This is a genomic window from Paenarthrobacter sp. NPDC092416, assembly GCF_044755025.1.
Taxonomy (GTDB): Bacteria; Actinomycetota; Actinomycetes; order Actinomycetales; family Micrococcaceae; genus Arthrobacter.
Genome location: NZ_JBIVQG010000003.1, coordinates 257,984 through 272,194, shown reverse-complemented (window position 1 = coordinate 272,194; position 14,211 = coordinate 257,984). Strand labels below are relative to the sequence as shown.

General features: G+C 63.4%; 12 protein-coding genes, 3 tRNA genes and 1 riboswitch. Of the genes, 9 read left to right on the top strand and 6 right to left on the bottom strand.

The features are described 5' to 3' along the window. The first annotated feature begins 74 nt into the window (after positions 1-74). Positions 75-707: a copper resistance protein CopC gene (locus tag ACIQC5_RS09035; RefSeq protein WP_400280643.1), complete on the top strand. Its 633-nt coding sequence runs from the start codon at positions 75-77 to the stop codon at positions 705-707. A 149-nt stretch (positions 708-856) separates the two neighbouring features. Next, a riboswitch (cyclic di-AMP (ydaO/yuaA leader) is annotated at positions 857-1,050 on the top strand. 3 nt (positions 1,051-1,053) lie between these two features. Next, positions 1,054-1,809 (top strand): NlpC/P60 family protein, encoded by a 756-nt coding sequence (locus ACIQC5_RS09030; RefSeq protein ID WP_400280641.1) that lies wholly within the window; start codon positions 1,054-1,056, stop codon positions 1,807-1,809. A 185-nt stretch (positions 1,810-1,994) separates the two neighbouring features. On the opposite strand, the gene ACIQC5_RS09025 is transcribed toward ACIQC5_RS09030, so the two are convergent. Further along, complete coding sequence (locus ACIQC5_RS09025) at positions 1,995-2,750, bottom strand: FAD-binding protein (RefSeq protein WP_400280639.1); 756 nt, start codon at positions 2,748-2,750, stop codon at positions 1,995-1,997. Between the two features lie 438 nt (positions 2,751-3,188). On the opposite strand from ACIQC5_RS09025, the gene ACIQC5_RS09020 reads away from it, so the two are divergent. Next, a complete protein-coding gene (locus ACIQC5_RS09020) occupies positions 3,189-4,226 on the top strand; it encodes a universal stress protein (protein WP_400280637.1) in 1,038 nt (345 codons plus the stop codon). Between the two features lie 188 nt (positions 4,227-4,414). Continuing rightward, positions 4,415-7,108, top strand: coding sequence for a PEP/pyruvate-binding domain-containing protein (locus ACIQC5_RS09015; protein ID WP_400280914.1), 2,694 nt, complete (start codon positions 4,415-4,417; stop codon positions 7,106-7,108). On the opposite strand, the gene ACIQC5_RS09010 is transcribed toward ACIQC5_RS09015, so the two are convergent. Then, entirely contained in the window at positions 7,105-8,025 is a 921-nt protein-coding gene (locus ACIQC5_RS09010) for a cation diffusion facilitator family transporter (protein WP_400280635.1), read from the bottom strand. The genes ACIQC5_RS09015 and ACIQC5_RS09010 overlap by 4 nt on opposite strands. A 9-nt stretch (positions 8,026-8,034) precedes the next feature. Next, positions 8,035-8,532: a metallopeptidase family protein gene (locus ACIQC5_RS09005; protein ID WP_400280633.1), complete on the bottom strand. Its 498-nt coding sequence runs from the start codon at positions 8,530-8,532 to the stop codon at positions 8,035-8,037. Positions 8,533-8,652: 120 nt separating this feature from the next. Here ACIQC5_RS09005 and ACIQC5_RS09000 point away from each other — a divergent pair, with 120 nt between their 5' ends. Both ACIQC5_RS09000 and ACIQC5_RS08995 read left to right on the top strand, forming a co-directional pair. Then, positions 8,653-9,717: a LacI family DNA-binding transcriptional regulator gene (locus tag ACIQC5_RS09000; protein ID WP_400280631.1), complete on the top strand. Its 1,065-nt coding sequence runs from the start codon at positions 8,653-8,655 to the stop codon at positions 9,715-9,717. Further along, a complete protein-coding gene (locus ACIQC5_RS08995; RefSeq protein ID WP_400280629.1) occupies positions 9,714-10,637 on the top strand; it encodes a carbohydrate kinase in 924 nt (307 codons plus the stop codon). Before ACIQC5_RS09000 ends, ACIQC5_RS08995 begins: the two co-directional genes overlap by 4 nt. Here ACIQC5_RS08995 and ACIQC5_RS08990 read toward each other — a convergent pair. Continuing rightward, entirely contained in the window at positions 10,634-11,674 is a 1,041-nt protein-coding gene (locus ACIQC5_RS08990; RefSeq protein WP_400280627.1) for a DMT family transporter, read from the bottom strand. The genes ACIQC5_RS08995 and ACIQC5_RS08990 overlap by 4 nt on opposite strands. A 258-nt stretch (positions 11,675-11,932) precedes the next feature. On the opposite strand from ACIQC5_RS08990, the gene ACIQC5_RS08985 reads away from it, so the two are divergent. The 3 genes from ACIQC5_RS08985 (at position 11,933) to ACIQC5_RS08975 (ending at position 12,286) form a co-directional block, all read left to right on the top strand. Next, a tRNA-Glu gene (locus ACIQC5_RS08985) sits at positions 11,933-12,005 on the top strand. 83 nt (positions 12,006-12,088) lie between these two features. After that, positions 12,089-12,162, top strand: a tRNA-Asp gene (locus ACIQC5_RS08980). A gap of 48 nt (positions 12,163-12,210) precedes the next feature. Continuing rightward, a tRNA-Phe gene (locus ACIQC5_RS08975) sits at positions 12,211-12,286 on the top strand. A 115-nt stretch (positions 12,287-12,401) separates the two neighbouring features. On the opposite strand, the gene ACIQC5_RS08970 is transcribed toward ACIQC5_RS08975, so the two are convergent. Both ACIQC5_RS08970 and ACIQC5_RS08965 read right to left on the bottom strand, forming a co-directional pair. Beyond that, positions 12,402-12,617 carry a hypothetical protein gene (locus ACIQC5_RS08970; RefSeq protein ID WP_400280625.1) on the bottom strand — a complete coding sequence of 72 codons (216 nt, stop codon included), beginning with the start codon at positions 12,615-12,617 and terminating at the stop codon, positions 12,402-12,404. 222 nt (positions 12,618-12,839) lie between these two features. Then, positions 12,840-14,207 carry an ABC transporter substrate-binding protein gene (locus ACIQC5_RS08965; protein WP_400280623.1) on the bottom strand — a complete coding sequence of 456 codons (1,368 nt, stop codon included), beginning with the start codon at positions 14,205-14,207 and terminating at the stop codon, positions 12,840-12,842. Between the last annotated feature and the right edge of the window lie 4 nt (positions 14,208-14,211).

Sequence of the window (14,211 nt, the reverse complement as noted above, 5' to 3'; positions counted from 1 at the left end):
CTATGCCTCCCGGAGGGCTCGTCCGGGAGATTCGCCTAGTCTGTAAGGAAGCCAACACTAGGAGTCATCGCCCCATGCGTAACATCCGCCCGCTTCTGGCCGCCATAGTCGCCGCTCTCACCTTCGCAACCGCGGTGCTGTTTGCTGCCGCTCCGGCGTCTGCCCACGACGTCGCCGAGTCCACGGCTCCGGCGAACGGTGCCACAGTGGCGGAAGTACCGGCGTCGGTATCGATTACGTTCAGCAACCGCCCGCTGGCTATCGGCTCGGGCGTCACTGTTACGGCTGGCGGCGAAAACTGGGCGGACGGCGCCGTCGAGATCGTGGACAACGTGGTGACGCAGAAGCTCCGCCCAGGCGCTCCGGCGGGCGAATTCACTGTTGTGTGGCGCGTGGTCAGCTCCGACTCGCACCCCATCGAAGGCACCTTTACGTTCACCGCCACTGCAGGAAGCACGACGGCGGGCACCGGCTCGGGGGCTGCGTCACCGTCTGCTTCGGCGTCGTCGGCGAGCGTCCCGACGGCGGGCACAGCGGCGCCGGGGACGGGAAATAACGAACCGGCAACGGACGCTTCACAGCCGTTCCCGTGGAGCATCGTCGGCTTCGCAGTGGTCGCCTTGGGCCTGCTGATCTTCCTCGGTGTCACTGCCCGTAAGAAACTCGCGGCAACCGGCGATTCAGAAGGTGAAAACCCCGCCGAATAGCGGCCTGCGGGCCTACTCGTGAAGGTCTCAGAATGATCACCAAGACACGCCCAATCTTAACTTCTCGTTACTCAAATGTGACTTTGAAGTGATCATCACGTACCGTTGTATCTGTGCCTGTTCCATGAACCGGGCACTTCCGGCCTGATTGCCTAGCTCTGCCGCAGTCCGGAATCCGTTCGCAGACAAACCTACGGCAGAGACAGGGAACCCATTTTGGACCGCTTTCGAGCGTGTCTTGGGGTGAAGCCACGAAGCTTTCCGCTGACAGCGGTGGTGATAGTGGCCGGGTGACTCCCATCCGAATCCGACAGCTAACCTCGCAGGCATCGGGAGAGGCTACTTCATGTCTTCACGCATTCTTCGCGGCCGTCGTAAGGCGGACAGCGTACGTCCTAATCCGTTCATCTCCATCTCCAAGGCTGTTGCCAGCAACGCCTCCGGCGCAGGTCGCCAGGCCGCTGTGATCGCTGCAGCTTCGGGCCTCGTCCTGACCGGTTCCATTGCTGCACACGCTGCTGAAACCCCGGTTCAGCGCGACTCCAGCCCCGCAACCGTTGCCGAGACCGTTGCGGAAACCCCCAACCAGGTTGTCACCGCAGCATCCACTGCCACCGTCAACTTCGAGCGTCCCGCAGTTGCTTCCGTAGCGGCTCCGGTCATCGAGAAGCCGGCTCCCGTCGCAGCGGCTCCCGTTGCCAAGACGGCTGCCGCAACTGCTACCGTTCAGGCTGCAGCACCCGCTCCGGCCGCCACGGCTCCTGCTGCAGCTCCGGCTGTCGGCGGCATCAACGCAGCCATGGTCGCCTCGGCATACGCCCAGATCGGCATCTTCCAGGACTGCACCGCCATGGTCGAAAGGGCCCTCGGCTCGGCCGGTATCCCGGTTGGCGACCTCGGTCCCATGCAGTTCATGAACTACGGCAAGGTTGTCAGCGACCCCCAGCCCGGTGACATGATCGTCCAGTCCGGCCACGTAGCCATCTACATCGGCAACGGCCAGGCCATCAGCGGTGGCATCAACGGGAACCAGACGGGTATCCACCCCATCAGCTGGCTCACCGCCACTGGCCCCATCACGTACGTACGTGCAGGCGCATAAGCTGTAGCTTCACCGCGCATTGGCTCGACCATGCACACTGGCTCCACCGTGCATTGGCTATGCCAAGTTTTAACTGAAGGCCGGTGCCTTCGAGGACTTATGTCGTCGAGGGCACCGGCCTTTGCGCTTAAAATCGGCTGACTGTGGCGCTGGAAAAAACTATGCGATTCGCGGCAGTTGAAACGCTAAGCGATCGCGATCCCCGGGCCTGCCGGGAGCGCCACCCTGGTGGAAATAGCCTGCCCGACCGCCTTTGCCTGCCGGAGAACTTCCTTCGGTGTGGGGGTAATGAGTTCCCCGACACCCACCAGGTGCATCCCGACGGCGCGCATGGCTGCCGCAAGATTCTGGCCTATCGAAATGCCAAGTTCGGCGAGCATCCGGCGCAACTGGCTTTGGGCGCAGCGCGTCACCACGATGTGGTCGGCCAAGAGGACGCCCGTGGCCGTGTGGACGGCCCACTGCCGGGAGCCTGCCACGGGGAGCCCGGGCATCACTCCGGCGGTAAGGGCGGCGGTGAGGGTCGCGGGAGCGCCCGCGGTTGGTCCGACGGCGGAGCTGACGGATAGTCCCGTCATTCCTGCGCCCATTCCTGGGCCTAGCCCTGCGCCCAGCTGAAGGGAAGTTTCTGCCCCCAGGAAGTCCAGGCGGACCGCTCGTGTGTCGCTGCGGACATCAAGGTGGTGGCTGGCGGCGTAGTTGCGCAGGTGCCGGAGGATCTCGTGGCGTTCCTGCATGGCAGCGGGATCGGCCGCGTCGCAGCGCTGCAGCATGCCTGTGTGGAGGGATGGTCCTGTCGTGGCCAAGGCTCCCAGACCGTCCACCACAATGGAACCTACGCCGTAGCGGCTGAGTTCACTGGCGACAGCCAGTCCGGACAGCCCGGCGCCGATCACCACGGTAGTGGTGCGTTCCGTGCCGGAATCAGGCGTGAGTGACACTGCTTGGTTCCTCCTTGACGTGTGTGCCCTGAGGCATCGCGTGGGATCGCGTCCGAGTTCCCCAAGCGGCCGCAAATAAATGGCCGGTAGTGTTCTGGAACACATTCACCGGCCATTCGGTGAATCGAACACTACAGAACTTTTCCGGCCATGGATAGCCTCCGCGCCCGCGTGTTTTTCGATGTTCATCTGCGGCGAATTCAGGTGCCCCAAAACGAGCCCGGACCGTTATCCACATAGCCGAACGGCGCCTTGATTCGGCCCTGCCAACCGAGAATAGTGGTGCTTGGAAGGGGAATCCCAAGGATCCTCCATCCCCGGAAAATGCAAGGGGAACTGCCGAGTAGGCGGGCAGCCTGCCTGTCAGGGAAACCGGCAGGTAGATCCTCTGGCAGAATGGCCGGAACATCAGGCAGTAAGTGCGAGGAGGCGGGCCCCATGGACCAGCACGGCAGACACGTTGAAGAACCACAGGACGGCGAAGGAGAGTCCGTCGCGCCAGGCGGCATCGTCGTTGGAGTGGACGGTTCCGAGCACGGCCAATGTGCCCTTGTCTGGGCAGCACGTGAAGCCGAACGCCGCCAGCTTCCGCTGCATATCGTCACGGCGTACTCGGTGCCGATCTTTGCGGCCTCAGGGCTGGATGGCGGCTACGCCACGGTTGATGACTCCGTGATTCGGGAGGGCGCCGAAGCAATCGTCAAGCAGGCCATGGAAAAGGTCTCCGGCTACGCCATCGACGTCGATGCTTCAGTGGAGAACGGCGACGCCTCCGGTGTCCTGCTGGATCTGTCCGCGGATGCCGCACTCCTGGTCTTTGGCAGCCGCGGCCGCGGTGGATTCGTCGGTCGCCTGCTGGGGTCAGTGAGCAGTGCCCTGCCGGCCCACGCCAAATGCCCCACCGTCACTGTGCCGCTGTATTGCGCTGACCGCCTCGGCGAGAACACGGAGGACAAACACATCAAGGCGGAGCACGCCAAGGCCGGCCCTCGAAACGTGGAGAATGTCGTCGTGGTGGGCGTGGACGGTTCTGAGCAAGCCCGCGTGGCGGTCCTTGAAGCCGCGGAACAGGCGCAGCGGATGGGTGCCAAACTCCGGGTGATTTGTGCAGTACCGCAGTACAGCGGCTCGCTTGCCTGGGTCCCCGCTCCTTTGGACCGTGATGCGCTGTTTGCGGATATCCGGGTTCAACTGGACGCAGGCGTCGCGTGGCTTCGGAGCCATTTCCCCAAGCTGACGGTGGAGACCGAACTCAAGGACGGCTCACCAGTGGATGTCCTCGTGGAGGCCAGTCGCGGGGTGGAGCTCATCGTTCTTGGTACGCGTGGTCGAGGCGGCTTCGCTGGAATGCTCTTGGGCTCCACCTCGGACGGCGTCCTGCATCATGCCAAGGGTCCTGTGCTGGTTGTTCCTGATCGGGAGGATCCGCGGCTCGCAGACCGTGCCAACTTCGGTCCCATGCTCGGCGCGGTTTAGTCCGAAGCCGGCCGCCGTCCATGGAACGCCCTGATCCCCAAGACCGGGTGTCACAAGACCGGGTGCCACAAGACCGGGTGCCGGGCCTGCAGCCGGAAGTCCATCCGCCGGGCGGTCTCTCGCCGGAAGCACAGCTACGTGATGGCGGGCCGGACTTCATCGTGGACATCGGTCACATCAGGGCGGACATGCTTCCCGTAGTGGGAGGCAAAGCTGCGAATCTTGGCGAGTTGAGTGGTGCGGGGCTCCCCGTGCCGCATGGCTTCTGCCTGACCACAGATGCGTACAGGTTTGCCATGGCCTCGGCGGGCCTCGAGGAAGTTTTCATCGGGCTCCGCGAAGTACTGCCAGGCAACCTTGACGAGTTGAACCTGTTCGCTGATCGCGCCCGGACGTTGGTGCTTGATGCCGGCGTCCCCACGAAGGTTGCCGAGGCCGTGCGTTCTGCCTATGGCCGCTTGGGCGAGGACGCCCCGGTTGCAGTGAGATCGTCGGCCACCGCAGAAGACCTGCCATTCGCCAGTTTTGCTGGCCAGCAGGATACGTTCCTGAACGTCGTGGGCGTAGAGGCGGTCCTTGAGGCAGTTGGCCAATGTTGGGCGTCGCTCTGGACTGACCGCGCCGTCAGCTACCGCACCACCAATGGAATTGACCATTCCACTGTGGCTCTCGCCGTCGTCGTACAGGAAATGGTGGACTCCGTCACGGCGGGTGTGCTGTTCACAGCCAACCCGGTGACGGGAAGGCGCGGGGAGGCTGTCATCGATGCCAGTCCGGGTCTCGGCGAGGCTGTGGTGTCGGGCGCTGTGAATCCGGACCAGTTCGTAGTGGACGCTGAAGATGGACTCATCCTGCAGCGGACCCTCGGCGACCGGAAGGTGGAGATCCGGTCGGTTCCGGGCGGTGGCACGGAGCGGATCGAACGTCCGAGTGGAAGCGGACCGGCCGGAAGCTGGTCGGCCGGCAGCACCGCCAAGAAGCTCCCGGTCCCCAGCCTCAGCGACGAACAAGTCATGGCGCTGGCCGAGCTGGGCCAGAGGGTCGAGGCGCACTATGGGGCCCCTCAGGACACAGAATGGGCCATCGACCACACCGGAAAACTGTGGCTCACCCAGGCCCGGCCCATCACAACTTTGTACCCGCAAACCACCCGCACACCGGGGACGCCTGGCGAACACGCGTTCCTGAACTTCAGCCTGGCCCAAGGCCTCACCCGACCGTTGACTCCCATGGGCCTGCAGGGCATCCGCCTCGTAGCCTCATGTGTGGCCCGTACTGCCAAGTTTGACGTTCCGGATCCTCGTTCCGGCCCTTCGCCCTATTACGAGGCAGGCCAGCGGATCTTCTTCGATCTCTCGGCCGTGGCGCGCAGCACCATTGGCCGGGTCATCGTGCCGAGGGTTTTCGACGTCATGGAAGCCCGCTCCGCGATGCTCCTCCGGGGCTTGTTCGATGACCCGCGTTTCTCCGTGACCATCAAGACCCCATTCCGGCTGATTCGGCATGTAGCTCCCGTTGCCCTGAAGTTCCGGGTCCCTGAGACAGCGATCCGGGCCCTGTTCCGACCGAAGGCGGCGCTGAAACGGGTGGAGCGGCTCAATCATGAACTTCAGGAGCGTCTGAGTGTTCCGGAACAGGCCACTGCACACGAGCGGATCGGCCACATAGAGCGGATCCTGGGCGAGGAAATCTTCGGCACCGTCCCAAGCGTCTTACCGCTACCGGGGCTGGGGTTTGCCATGCTGGCCGTCGTTCACCGGCTTCTGGGCAAACAAGCGCCGCTGGATGAGCTCCAAACGATCCTCCGCGGCCTCCCCAATAACGTGACCACCGAGATGGACCTGGCACTCTGGCGGCTCGCCATAGAGATCAAGGAAGATCCCGAGTCCGCAGACTCCTTCGGTAGCCAGTCACCGGACCAGCTGGCCAGGCAGTACCAGGCCAGAACGCTGCCAGTCGTTGCGCAATCCGGGTTGGCGGCGTTCCTGCGCAGATGGGGACACCGGGCCGTGGCGGAGATCGACCTCGGCATGCCGCGATGGTCGGATGATCCCACCCACATCGTCGGTGTCCTGGCCAACTATTTGAGATTGCAGAACGCCGCAGACGCTCCGGTTCAGCAGTTCGAACGTGCTGCGGGCGAGGCCGACGACTACGTGGCCCGGCTCGTGGCCCGGGCGCGGGCCAAGAGCCCACTACATGCCGTGATTGTCCGCGCCGCCTTGGACCGCACACGACGCTTCGCCGGAATGCGGGAGCTGCCAAAGTACAACTTGGTGCTGGGTCTGGCTGTGGCACGGGAGCAGTTGCTGCTGGTAGGTGCCGAACTGGCAGAGGCGGAGCGAATCAGCCAACAGGACGACATCTTCTTCCTCGACCTCAATGAGGTGGAGGCGGCGTTGTCCGGAGCCAGGCTCCACGATCTCGTGGAGGATCGCCGCGAAGCCTACGCCAGGGAGCTTCGCCGTCGACACATCCCCAGAGTCCTGCTATCGGACGGAACTGAGCCTGAGGCGGCCCGGACCGGCCCAGCTGCTGGGGTGGAGCCCGGGACTCTCTCCGGCAGCCCGGCGTCGGCTGGTGTCGTGACCGGCTCGGCTCGGGTCATCATGGACCCCGTTGGCGCGCATCTGGAGCCGGGAGAGATCCTCGTTGCGCCGTCAACGGACCCAGGCTGGACGCCGTTGTTCCTCACTGCCGGGGGACTGGTCATGGAAATGGGTGGACCCAACTCCCACGGTGCCGTCGTTGCCCGCGAGTACGGTATTCCGGCCGTGGTGGGCGTGCCGGATGCCACCATCAACATCAGTACGGGTCAGAGAATTACCGTGGATGGCGCCGCGGGCACAGTGAAGGTCCAGGTGGACCCGCCAGCTGGCTAGGCGTGCTGGTGTGATTCGTGCTCAGAGTGGCTCACCGGCTCCAACTGGAACGTGCAGTGCTCGGTATCGAAGTGCTTGCCAAGGCAGGACCCCAACTGGTCCAGAATGCTGTCTGCGCCGCTTGCGTTGAGCACAGCGTCCTCCACCACCACATGGGCGGAGAAAACCGGCACGCCGGACGTGATGGTCCAGATGTGGATGTCATGTGCCTCCACGACACCGTCCACAGCCAGGATGTGTTCGCGGATCATGTTCACGTCAACGCCCTTGGGTGTGGCTTCGAGGAGTACGTCCACTACATCGCGGAGGAGGTGCCACGCGCGGGGAATGATCATGAGCGAGATCAGCATGGAGGCGATGGGATCGGCCGCGGAGAAGCCTGTGGTCATGATGACCACGGCCGCAACAATGACCGCGATCGAGCCGAGGAGGTCGCCAAGGACCTCCAAGTACGCGCCGCGGACGTTGAGGCTTTCCTTTTGGGCTCCCTGCAGGATCAGCAGCGAGACGAGGTTGGCCACAGCGCCCAGGATGGCGGCCCACAGCATGACGTCCGTCTGGATTTCGACGGATTCCCCAAAGCGGCGGATAGCCTCGATCATGATCACCACGGCGATGACGATCAGGATGAGCGCGTTGGCCAAGGCGGCCAGGACTTCGGCCCGCTGATAGCCGTAGGTCCGTTGGTCGCTCGCCGGACGGGTGGCGATCCAGGCCGCCATCAGCGCGATGAAGACGCCTGCGGCGTCCGAAAGCATGTGTCCGGCGTCGGCCAGCAGGGCCAAGGAGCCAGACACGACGGCGCCAATCACCTGGATGCCCACCACTCCTATGGTGATGGCCAGAACGGCGATGAGCCGCTTTCGGTGCTTACCGGTTGCTGTCACTCCATGGGAGTGGTTGTGATCGTGCCCCATGTCTACAGGCTATCCCCAGCCGAGCTCATGGAGCCGGTCGTCATCAATTCCGAAGTGGTGGGCGATCTCGTGGATGACGGTAATGGCCACTTCCTCGATGACTTCCTCACGCGTGGAGCAAATGTCCAGGATGGGCTGGCGGAAAATCGTAATCCGGTCCGGCAAAGACCCCGCTTCCCACCACGAGTCCCGCTCGGTCAAGGGGACGCCTTCGTAGAGACCAAGCAGCACCGTGTCAGGATCCTCACCCGGTTGCGGGGTGTAGTCGTCCTCGATGAAGATCGCCACATTATCCATGGCGCTGGCAGCCTTGGGCGGAATCATGTTCAAGGCGTCGCTGACGGCTTCTTCAAATTCCTCAGGGGACATCTCGAAAGGCGCGTAGGCATTCTCGGCAGCGCCATCACCTTCGGCCGGGCTGTGCACCGCGTTCCGTTGCGGCAGCTGCGAGGACGGACGCTCGCCGTCGGGCACGATCGGCAGGCCTGGAGGAAGGTTGGCGGGCATGTTTCGACTCTAGTTCCGTGGACGGAACATTGACGATGGATGTGATGGGAGATACAGTTTTCCGGGTTTAGTTATGCGTATAACTGAGCGCAAAACTCCCTTCCAGCAGACAGGCTCGCAATGACCCGCCACGGCTTCAGGACCGGCCCCACGATGAACGACGTCGCGGCCGCCGCTGGAGTTTCCCAGGCCACGGTCTCGCTGGTCCTTAACGATGCCGGGGGAGCGAGGTTCTCCGAGGAGACCCGCCACCGCGTCCACGAGGCCGCGCAACAGTTGGGCTACCGGACCAACGCGCATGCCAAAGTGCTGCGCGACGGCGTCGCGGGAATGATCGGTTTCGTTGGCGACTACGTGGCCACAGCGCCCTTCGCGGGAAAGATCATCGAGGGTGCGCAGGCCCGGGCTTGGGAGGCTGGGATGCTGCTGCTCACCATGAACACTGGTGGCGACCATGAACTGGAGGCGGCGTCCTTGGAGGCCATGCTCTCGCATAAGGTGGCGGGCGTTGTGTATGCGTCCATGTACCACCGGGTGGTGGACGTCCCCGACGTCCTGGGTGAGGTGCCCGCCGTCGTGCTTAATGCCCAAGATCGCAGCGGAAAGTTCCCCAGCATTGCCCCTTCGGAAGTGCTGGGCGGTTTTACCGCCACCAAGCAACTCATTGACGCCGGACACCGACGTATCGGTTTTATCAACATCGGCCGCGTCGAGGACGCCCTGCCAGCCGTCGTCGGGCGCCTGGAAGGCTATCGGCGCGCCCTGGACCAGGCCGGCATTGCGTTCGACGACGAACTCCACTGCGCGGGCGACGGCCACGAAGACGGCGGCTACCGGAACACGCTCGAGCTCATGGCTTCACGGAACCCTCCCACCGCGCTGTTCTGCGGCAATGACCGCACCGCGTGGGGCGCGTACCAGGCGCTCGCCTCGCTCGGCCTGTCTGTGCCCGGCGACGTGTCCGTGGTGGGCTTCGACAACCAGGAGTCCCTGGCGCCGTACCTCCGGCCGGGACTGACCACCCTTGAACTTCCTTTCATCGATATGGGGCGGCGTGCCGTGGAGCTGATCCTCGCCGACACGCAGCCCCCGGGCCACACTGAGCTGTTCGAATGCCCCCTCGTCCAACGTCAGTCCGTAGCCCAGCCCTCGCATCTCCCCAACCAACGAACAGGAACCGCATGACCGCCACCCCTACCCTCGTGCCTGAACCCCTCGACGTCGTCGTGGTCGGTGAGGCGCTGATCGACATCGTGCAGTCGCCCGATGGCCAGACGGAATACCCCGGTGGATCGCCGGCCAACGTCGCCTACGGCCTGGGCCGGCTCGACGTCAAAGCCGGGTTGCTGACGGCGATTGGCCGCGATGACCGTGGAAATGCCATTGCCGCCCATCTCCAGAGTGCAGGCGTCGTGCTGCTGCCGGGTTCGCAGTCACTGGCCAGGACCGCGACGGCGACAGCCGAGATCGCTGCCGATGGTTCCGCCGAGTACACCTTCGAGATTGACTGGGATCTCCCGCCCGTCGCGCTGCCTTACGCTCCGAAAATCCTGCACACGGGATCGATCGCCACGTTCTTGGAGCCGGGTGCAAGTGTGGTCCGCAGCCTGTTGGAGCAGGCACAGGGCGGGTGCATGATCACGTATGACCCCAACATCCGCACTGACCTGCTGGGCAGCCACCACGAGGCACTCTCGCTCTTTGAAGAGCTGGTGCCACTGACCGACGTCGTGAAAATGAGCGACGATGACGCCCGCTGGCTCTACCCCGGCAAGGCGCTGGAGGACACTGCAAACCACATCCTGGCCCTCGGGTCCGGGCTTGCCGTGGTGACTCAGGGTTCTGCGGGATCGTTGATGGCTACGAAGCAGATGCAGCTCAACGTCCCGGCCATCCCGTCCAACGTCGCGGACACCATCGGTGCCGGCGACTCATACATGTCGGCACTCATCATGGGCCTGCTGTTGCGCGGCAGCGACGGACTCGCGCCCACCGTTCTTGAGCGGATCGGCACCACGGCTTCCATGGCTGCGTCAATCACCGTCGGGCGGCCCGGCGCCAATCCGCCCACGCATCGCGAACTGCTGGCTGGAATGGCCCGCTAGGCCTGTTTCTTATCACCTTCCGCGGCGTGCGTCCCTTTGGACGTGCGCCGCGTTGCTTTGGTGGTGGGCGGCTTCGCTTTGGCGGTGCGCCGCGTTGCCTTGGCGGTGCGCCGGGTCAGCCCGACACCGATCAGGCAGACGACGCCGCCGATCAGTCCCCAAATGGTCGGGACCTCCTGCAGGACTGCCCAGGAGATCAGGATGGTGGTGCCGGGGACCAGATAGGTCGTGGCGGCCAATTTCCCTGCCGAGATCAGGGATAGCGCGTATGCCCACGTGGTGAAGGCGATGGCGGTGGGGAAGATGCCCAGGTAGACGAGCCCGAGCGTGGCGGGCAGCGGCGCCGCCTGAACCTCGGAAATCAGTTGGCCAGTCCATGGCAGGCAGCAAACGGTGCCCACCATGATCCCGAACCACGTCGCCTGGCCTGCCGTGAACTTCCGCAGCACCGGCTTCTGCAGGATCGCGCTCACCGAGGCGAGCACAGCGGCAAGCAAGCACAAGAGCACGCCGGCGACATCCGCCGTCGAACGCTGCCCCGAACCCAGCGCGATCATCGCGACGCCGCAGAACGCCACGCCACTGCCGATCAGCAGCCACCGCGGGAAGCCTTCTTTGAGCACAACACCGGCCAGGACCGCAATGAGGATCGGCGAGACATTGATGAGCATGGCGCTCGTGCCTGCGTCGAGCATGTGCTCCGCGGCATTCAGGGCAACGTTGTAGCCGCCGAACCACATCACGCCGTATGCCACGATTGGCAGCCATTCGCGGCCGCTCGGCAAGACTTTCAGGCCGGGCAGCACCACGATTCCAAGTGCGACGGCGGCGACAGCCAGCCGTCCGAGCGTTAAGGAACCGGGGGAGAAGCTCGGGCCAACGGCGCGGATGCCCACGAACGCGGAGGCCCAGAGCACCACTGTGACGACCACGGCGGCTATGCCGAGTTTGCTGATGGATGCTGCGGGCGCGGGGGTGATGCGCTGCTGCAGGCTGGGGGACGGTTGACCTGGTCCGGCCGGGGTGGTGAGTGACATAAAGCCAATCTAGCCCCGGAGTTGAGTGCGCGGCTGGCGGTTTTCGGACGCGTCACAGCAAGAAACTGCCAACCTGTGTCGAGGCGTCTCGGGCGGGGCCGGAACCTCCTCCAGGGTGGGCTTTTGAGGCGCCGCTGACCTCGATTTGGGAATATCGCCATCTATGCTCTAAAGTTTTAGAGTCCAGTTCGGACGAGCGAGAAGCGAAAAGAACGCATAAAGCGTTGTTTTCTGTTGCAAAATCCGAATTGAGTTCAGGCCCCCATCGTCTAGCGGCCTAGGACACCGCCCTTTCACGGCGGCGGCACGGGTTCGAATCCCGTTGGGGGTACGCAAGGAAGTGGTAAAACCAGTCGAAAAAGTCTGGTAAGCTAGAAGCCTTGAAAAAAACGCGGTAGCGATACCGCAAAGCAAGGCCCTGTAGCGCAGTTGGTTAGCGCGCCGCCCTGTCACGGCGGAGGTCGCGGGTTCAAGTCCCGTCAGGGTCGCTCTGAGCGCCGGAAGAAATTCCGGTTCTCATGGTGACATGTCACCTAGGCTCTGTAGCTCAGTTGGTAGAGCGTTCGACTGAAAATCGAAAGGTCACCGGATCGACGCCGGTCGGAGCCACCACTGGGAAGCATCAGTTCTTCGGAGCTGGTGCTTTTCTTTTTTAACACCTATGGGACGCGCCGCCAGTCCAGCGCCTCCGTTATTGTCGCGGCATCACAGTGGCGTCACAGCGGCGTCACATTGGTGTGAACCGCACGATATCCAGTTCGCTCATATCCACGAGCCGGCGTTCATGCAAAGGGTCTTCCAGGATCCAGAACAAGCCAAAGCGGGGCATGGTTTCGGTGACGGTACCGCGGTGCCGGCGGCCACCATCCAGCCAGGCCTCGACGACGTCGCCCCTCTTCAGGTCTCCACAGTGGATCACGAGGGTCTCCTTGCTGTTTTCCATGCTCTTTTGTTCCTCTCTGTCTTGGCGCCATTGATGCGCAGGCGCTGGGGTGGATGGTGGGCGCAGTGGCCGGTCAACGCCTTCCCACATGGCCGGCCACGCTCTGCCGCGTAAACGTAGTGCGGGTTTAGGCACCAACGTGTTGCGAAAAATACTCTGAGTTCACAGGGAAACGGCTCGACGTCGGCACCCGGGCGGGGTGCCGACGTCGACGTGCCGGCACTACGACTTGAGTTTTGGCTTTACATCCTTGGTGTAGATGTTCTCCAGCGTGCCCTTGAGCTCCGTCAGGGTTGCCTTAACGTCGGCCTTTTCATTCATGATCTTGGTAGCTGCCTTGGCCAGTTCCTGATCACCGCCGGGGAGGAACGTCCGGGCAAAGTCCTGGGTCCTGGTCACCGTGAGCTGGTCCACTACGGTTTGGAATTCGGGGGTCTGGGCAACAATCGGCGATATGTCCGCGGCTGTGGCCACCGGCAGGTATCCCGTAGCGGCTGACAGGGTGGCCGTGCTCTTCGCATTCGTCATGAAGGCGACGAACGTGGCGGCGGCAAGTTGCCGTTCCGGTGTGGTCTTGCTGGCGATGACCAGGCCGGATCCACCTGTGGGGCAAACCGGTGAGGCTGAGGCGGATCCGCCCGGCAAGAACCCGACGCCGATCCTCATGTTTGCTTCCTTCGCCGCCTTGAGCGTGGCCGCCAAGTCTGCGGACGAGCTGATGGTGGCGCTGACGGCACCGGCCTGTAGGTCCGTGATGGCGTTCTTGGAAGAAACCCCGGCCCAACCGTCCTTCACAATGGAATCCTGAACCCACTGCATAGCGGCGACAGCGGCGTCGGAGTCGGCTGTGATGTCCCATTCCTTGGACCAACTGCCACCGTGGCCCCACAGCACGTTTTGCAGGGTCCAACCCGCATACCCTGCGATCGCGGGGTACTGATAGGCATTTTGATAACCGGAAGCAGAGGAGTTCGCAGACTTGATCTTGGGCGCCCATTCGGCGAATTCTTCCCAAGTTGTGGGTGCCCGCTCGGGTACCTCAGCGGCCTTGAAATGGTCCTTGTTGAAGTAGAACAACGGCGTTGAACGAGCGTAAGGGACTGCCCATTGCTGTTTTGTGTACTGGTAGTCGCCGATCAGCCCTGGGTTGTAATCTGATGTGCTGGCCTTGACGGCCTTCAGGAGATCGTCGATGGGCAGAATGGCGCCGGAGACGGCGTAGCGGAACCACCACACGTCCGAGGCGACAACGACGTCCGGAACTTCGTTGCCCGCTTGGGCGGTTTGGAACTTCTGCGCCACCTCCTCATAGTTTGAGCCGCCGGTGATGAGGTTGACCTTGATGTCCGGGTTGGCTGCTTGGAAGGCCTCGATCAGCTTCTGCTCAGTGTCCCGGGATTTCCCCGGGTGGCTGGACATGAAACTGATACTCGCGGCCGGTTTGATCTTGGACCAGTCGGTAGATGTGGGGGTCTTGGCCGCCGTTCCACCACCGTCCGTTGCAGGTCCGGCACATGCGGCCAAGGCGACCGTGCCCAGACTGGCTCCGGCCAAGGTGAGGAAGTGCTTCCTTGATAGTGACGTTGACATGGAG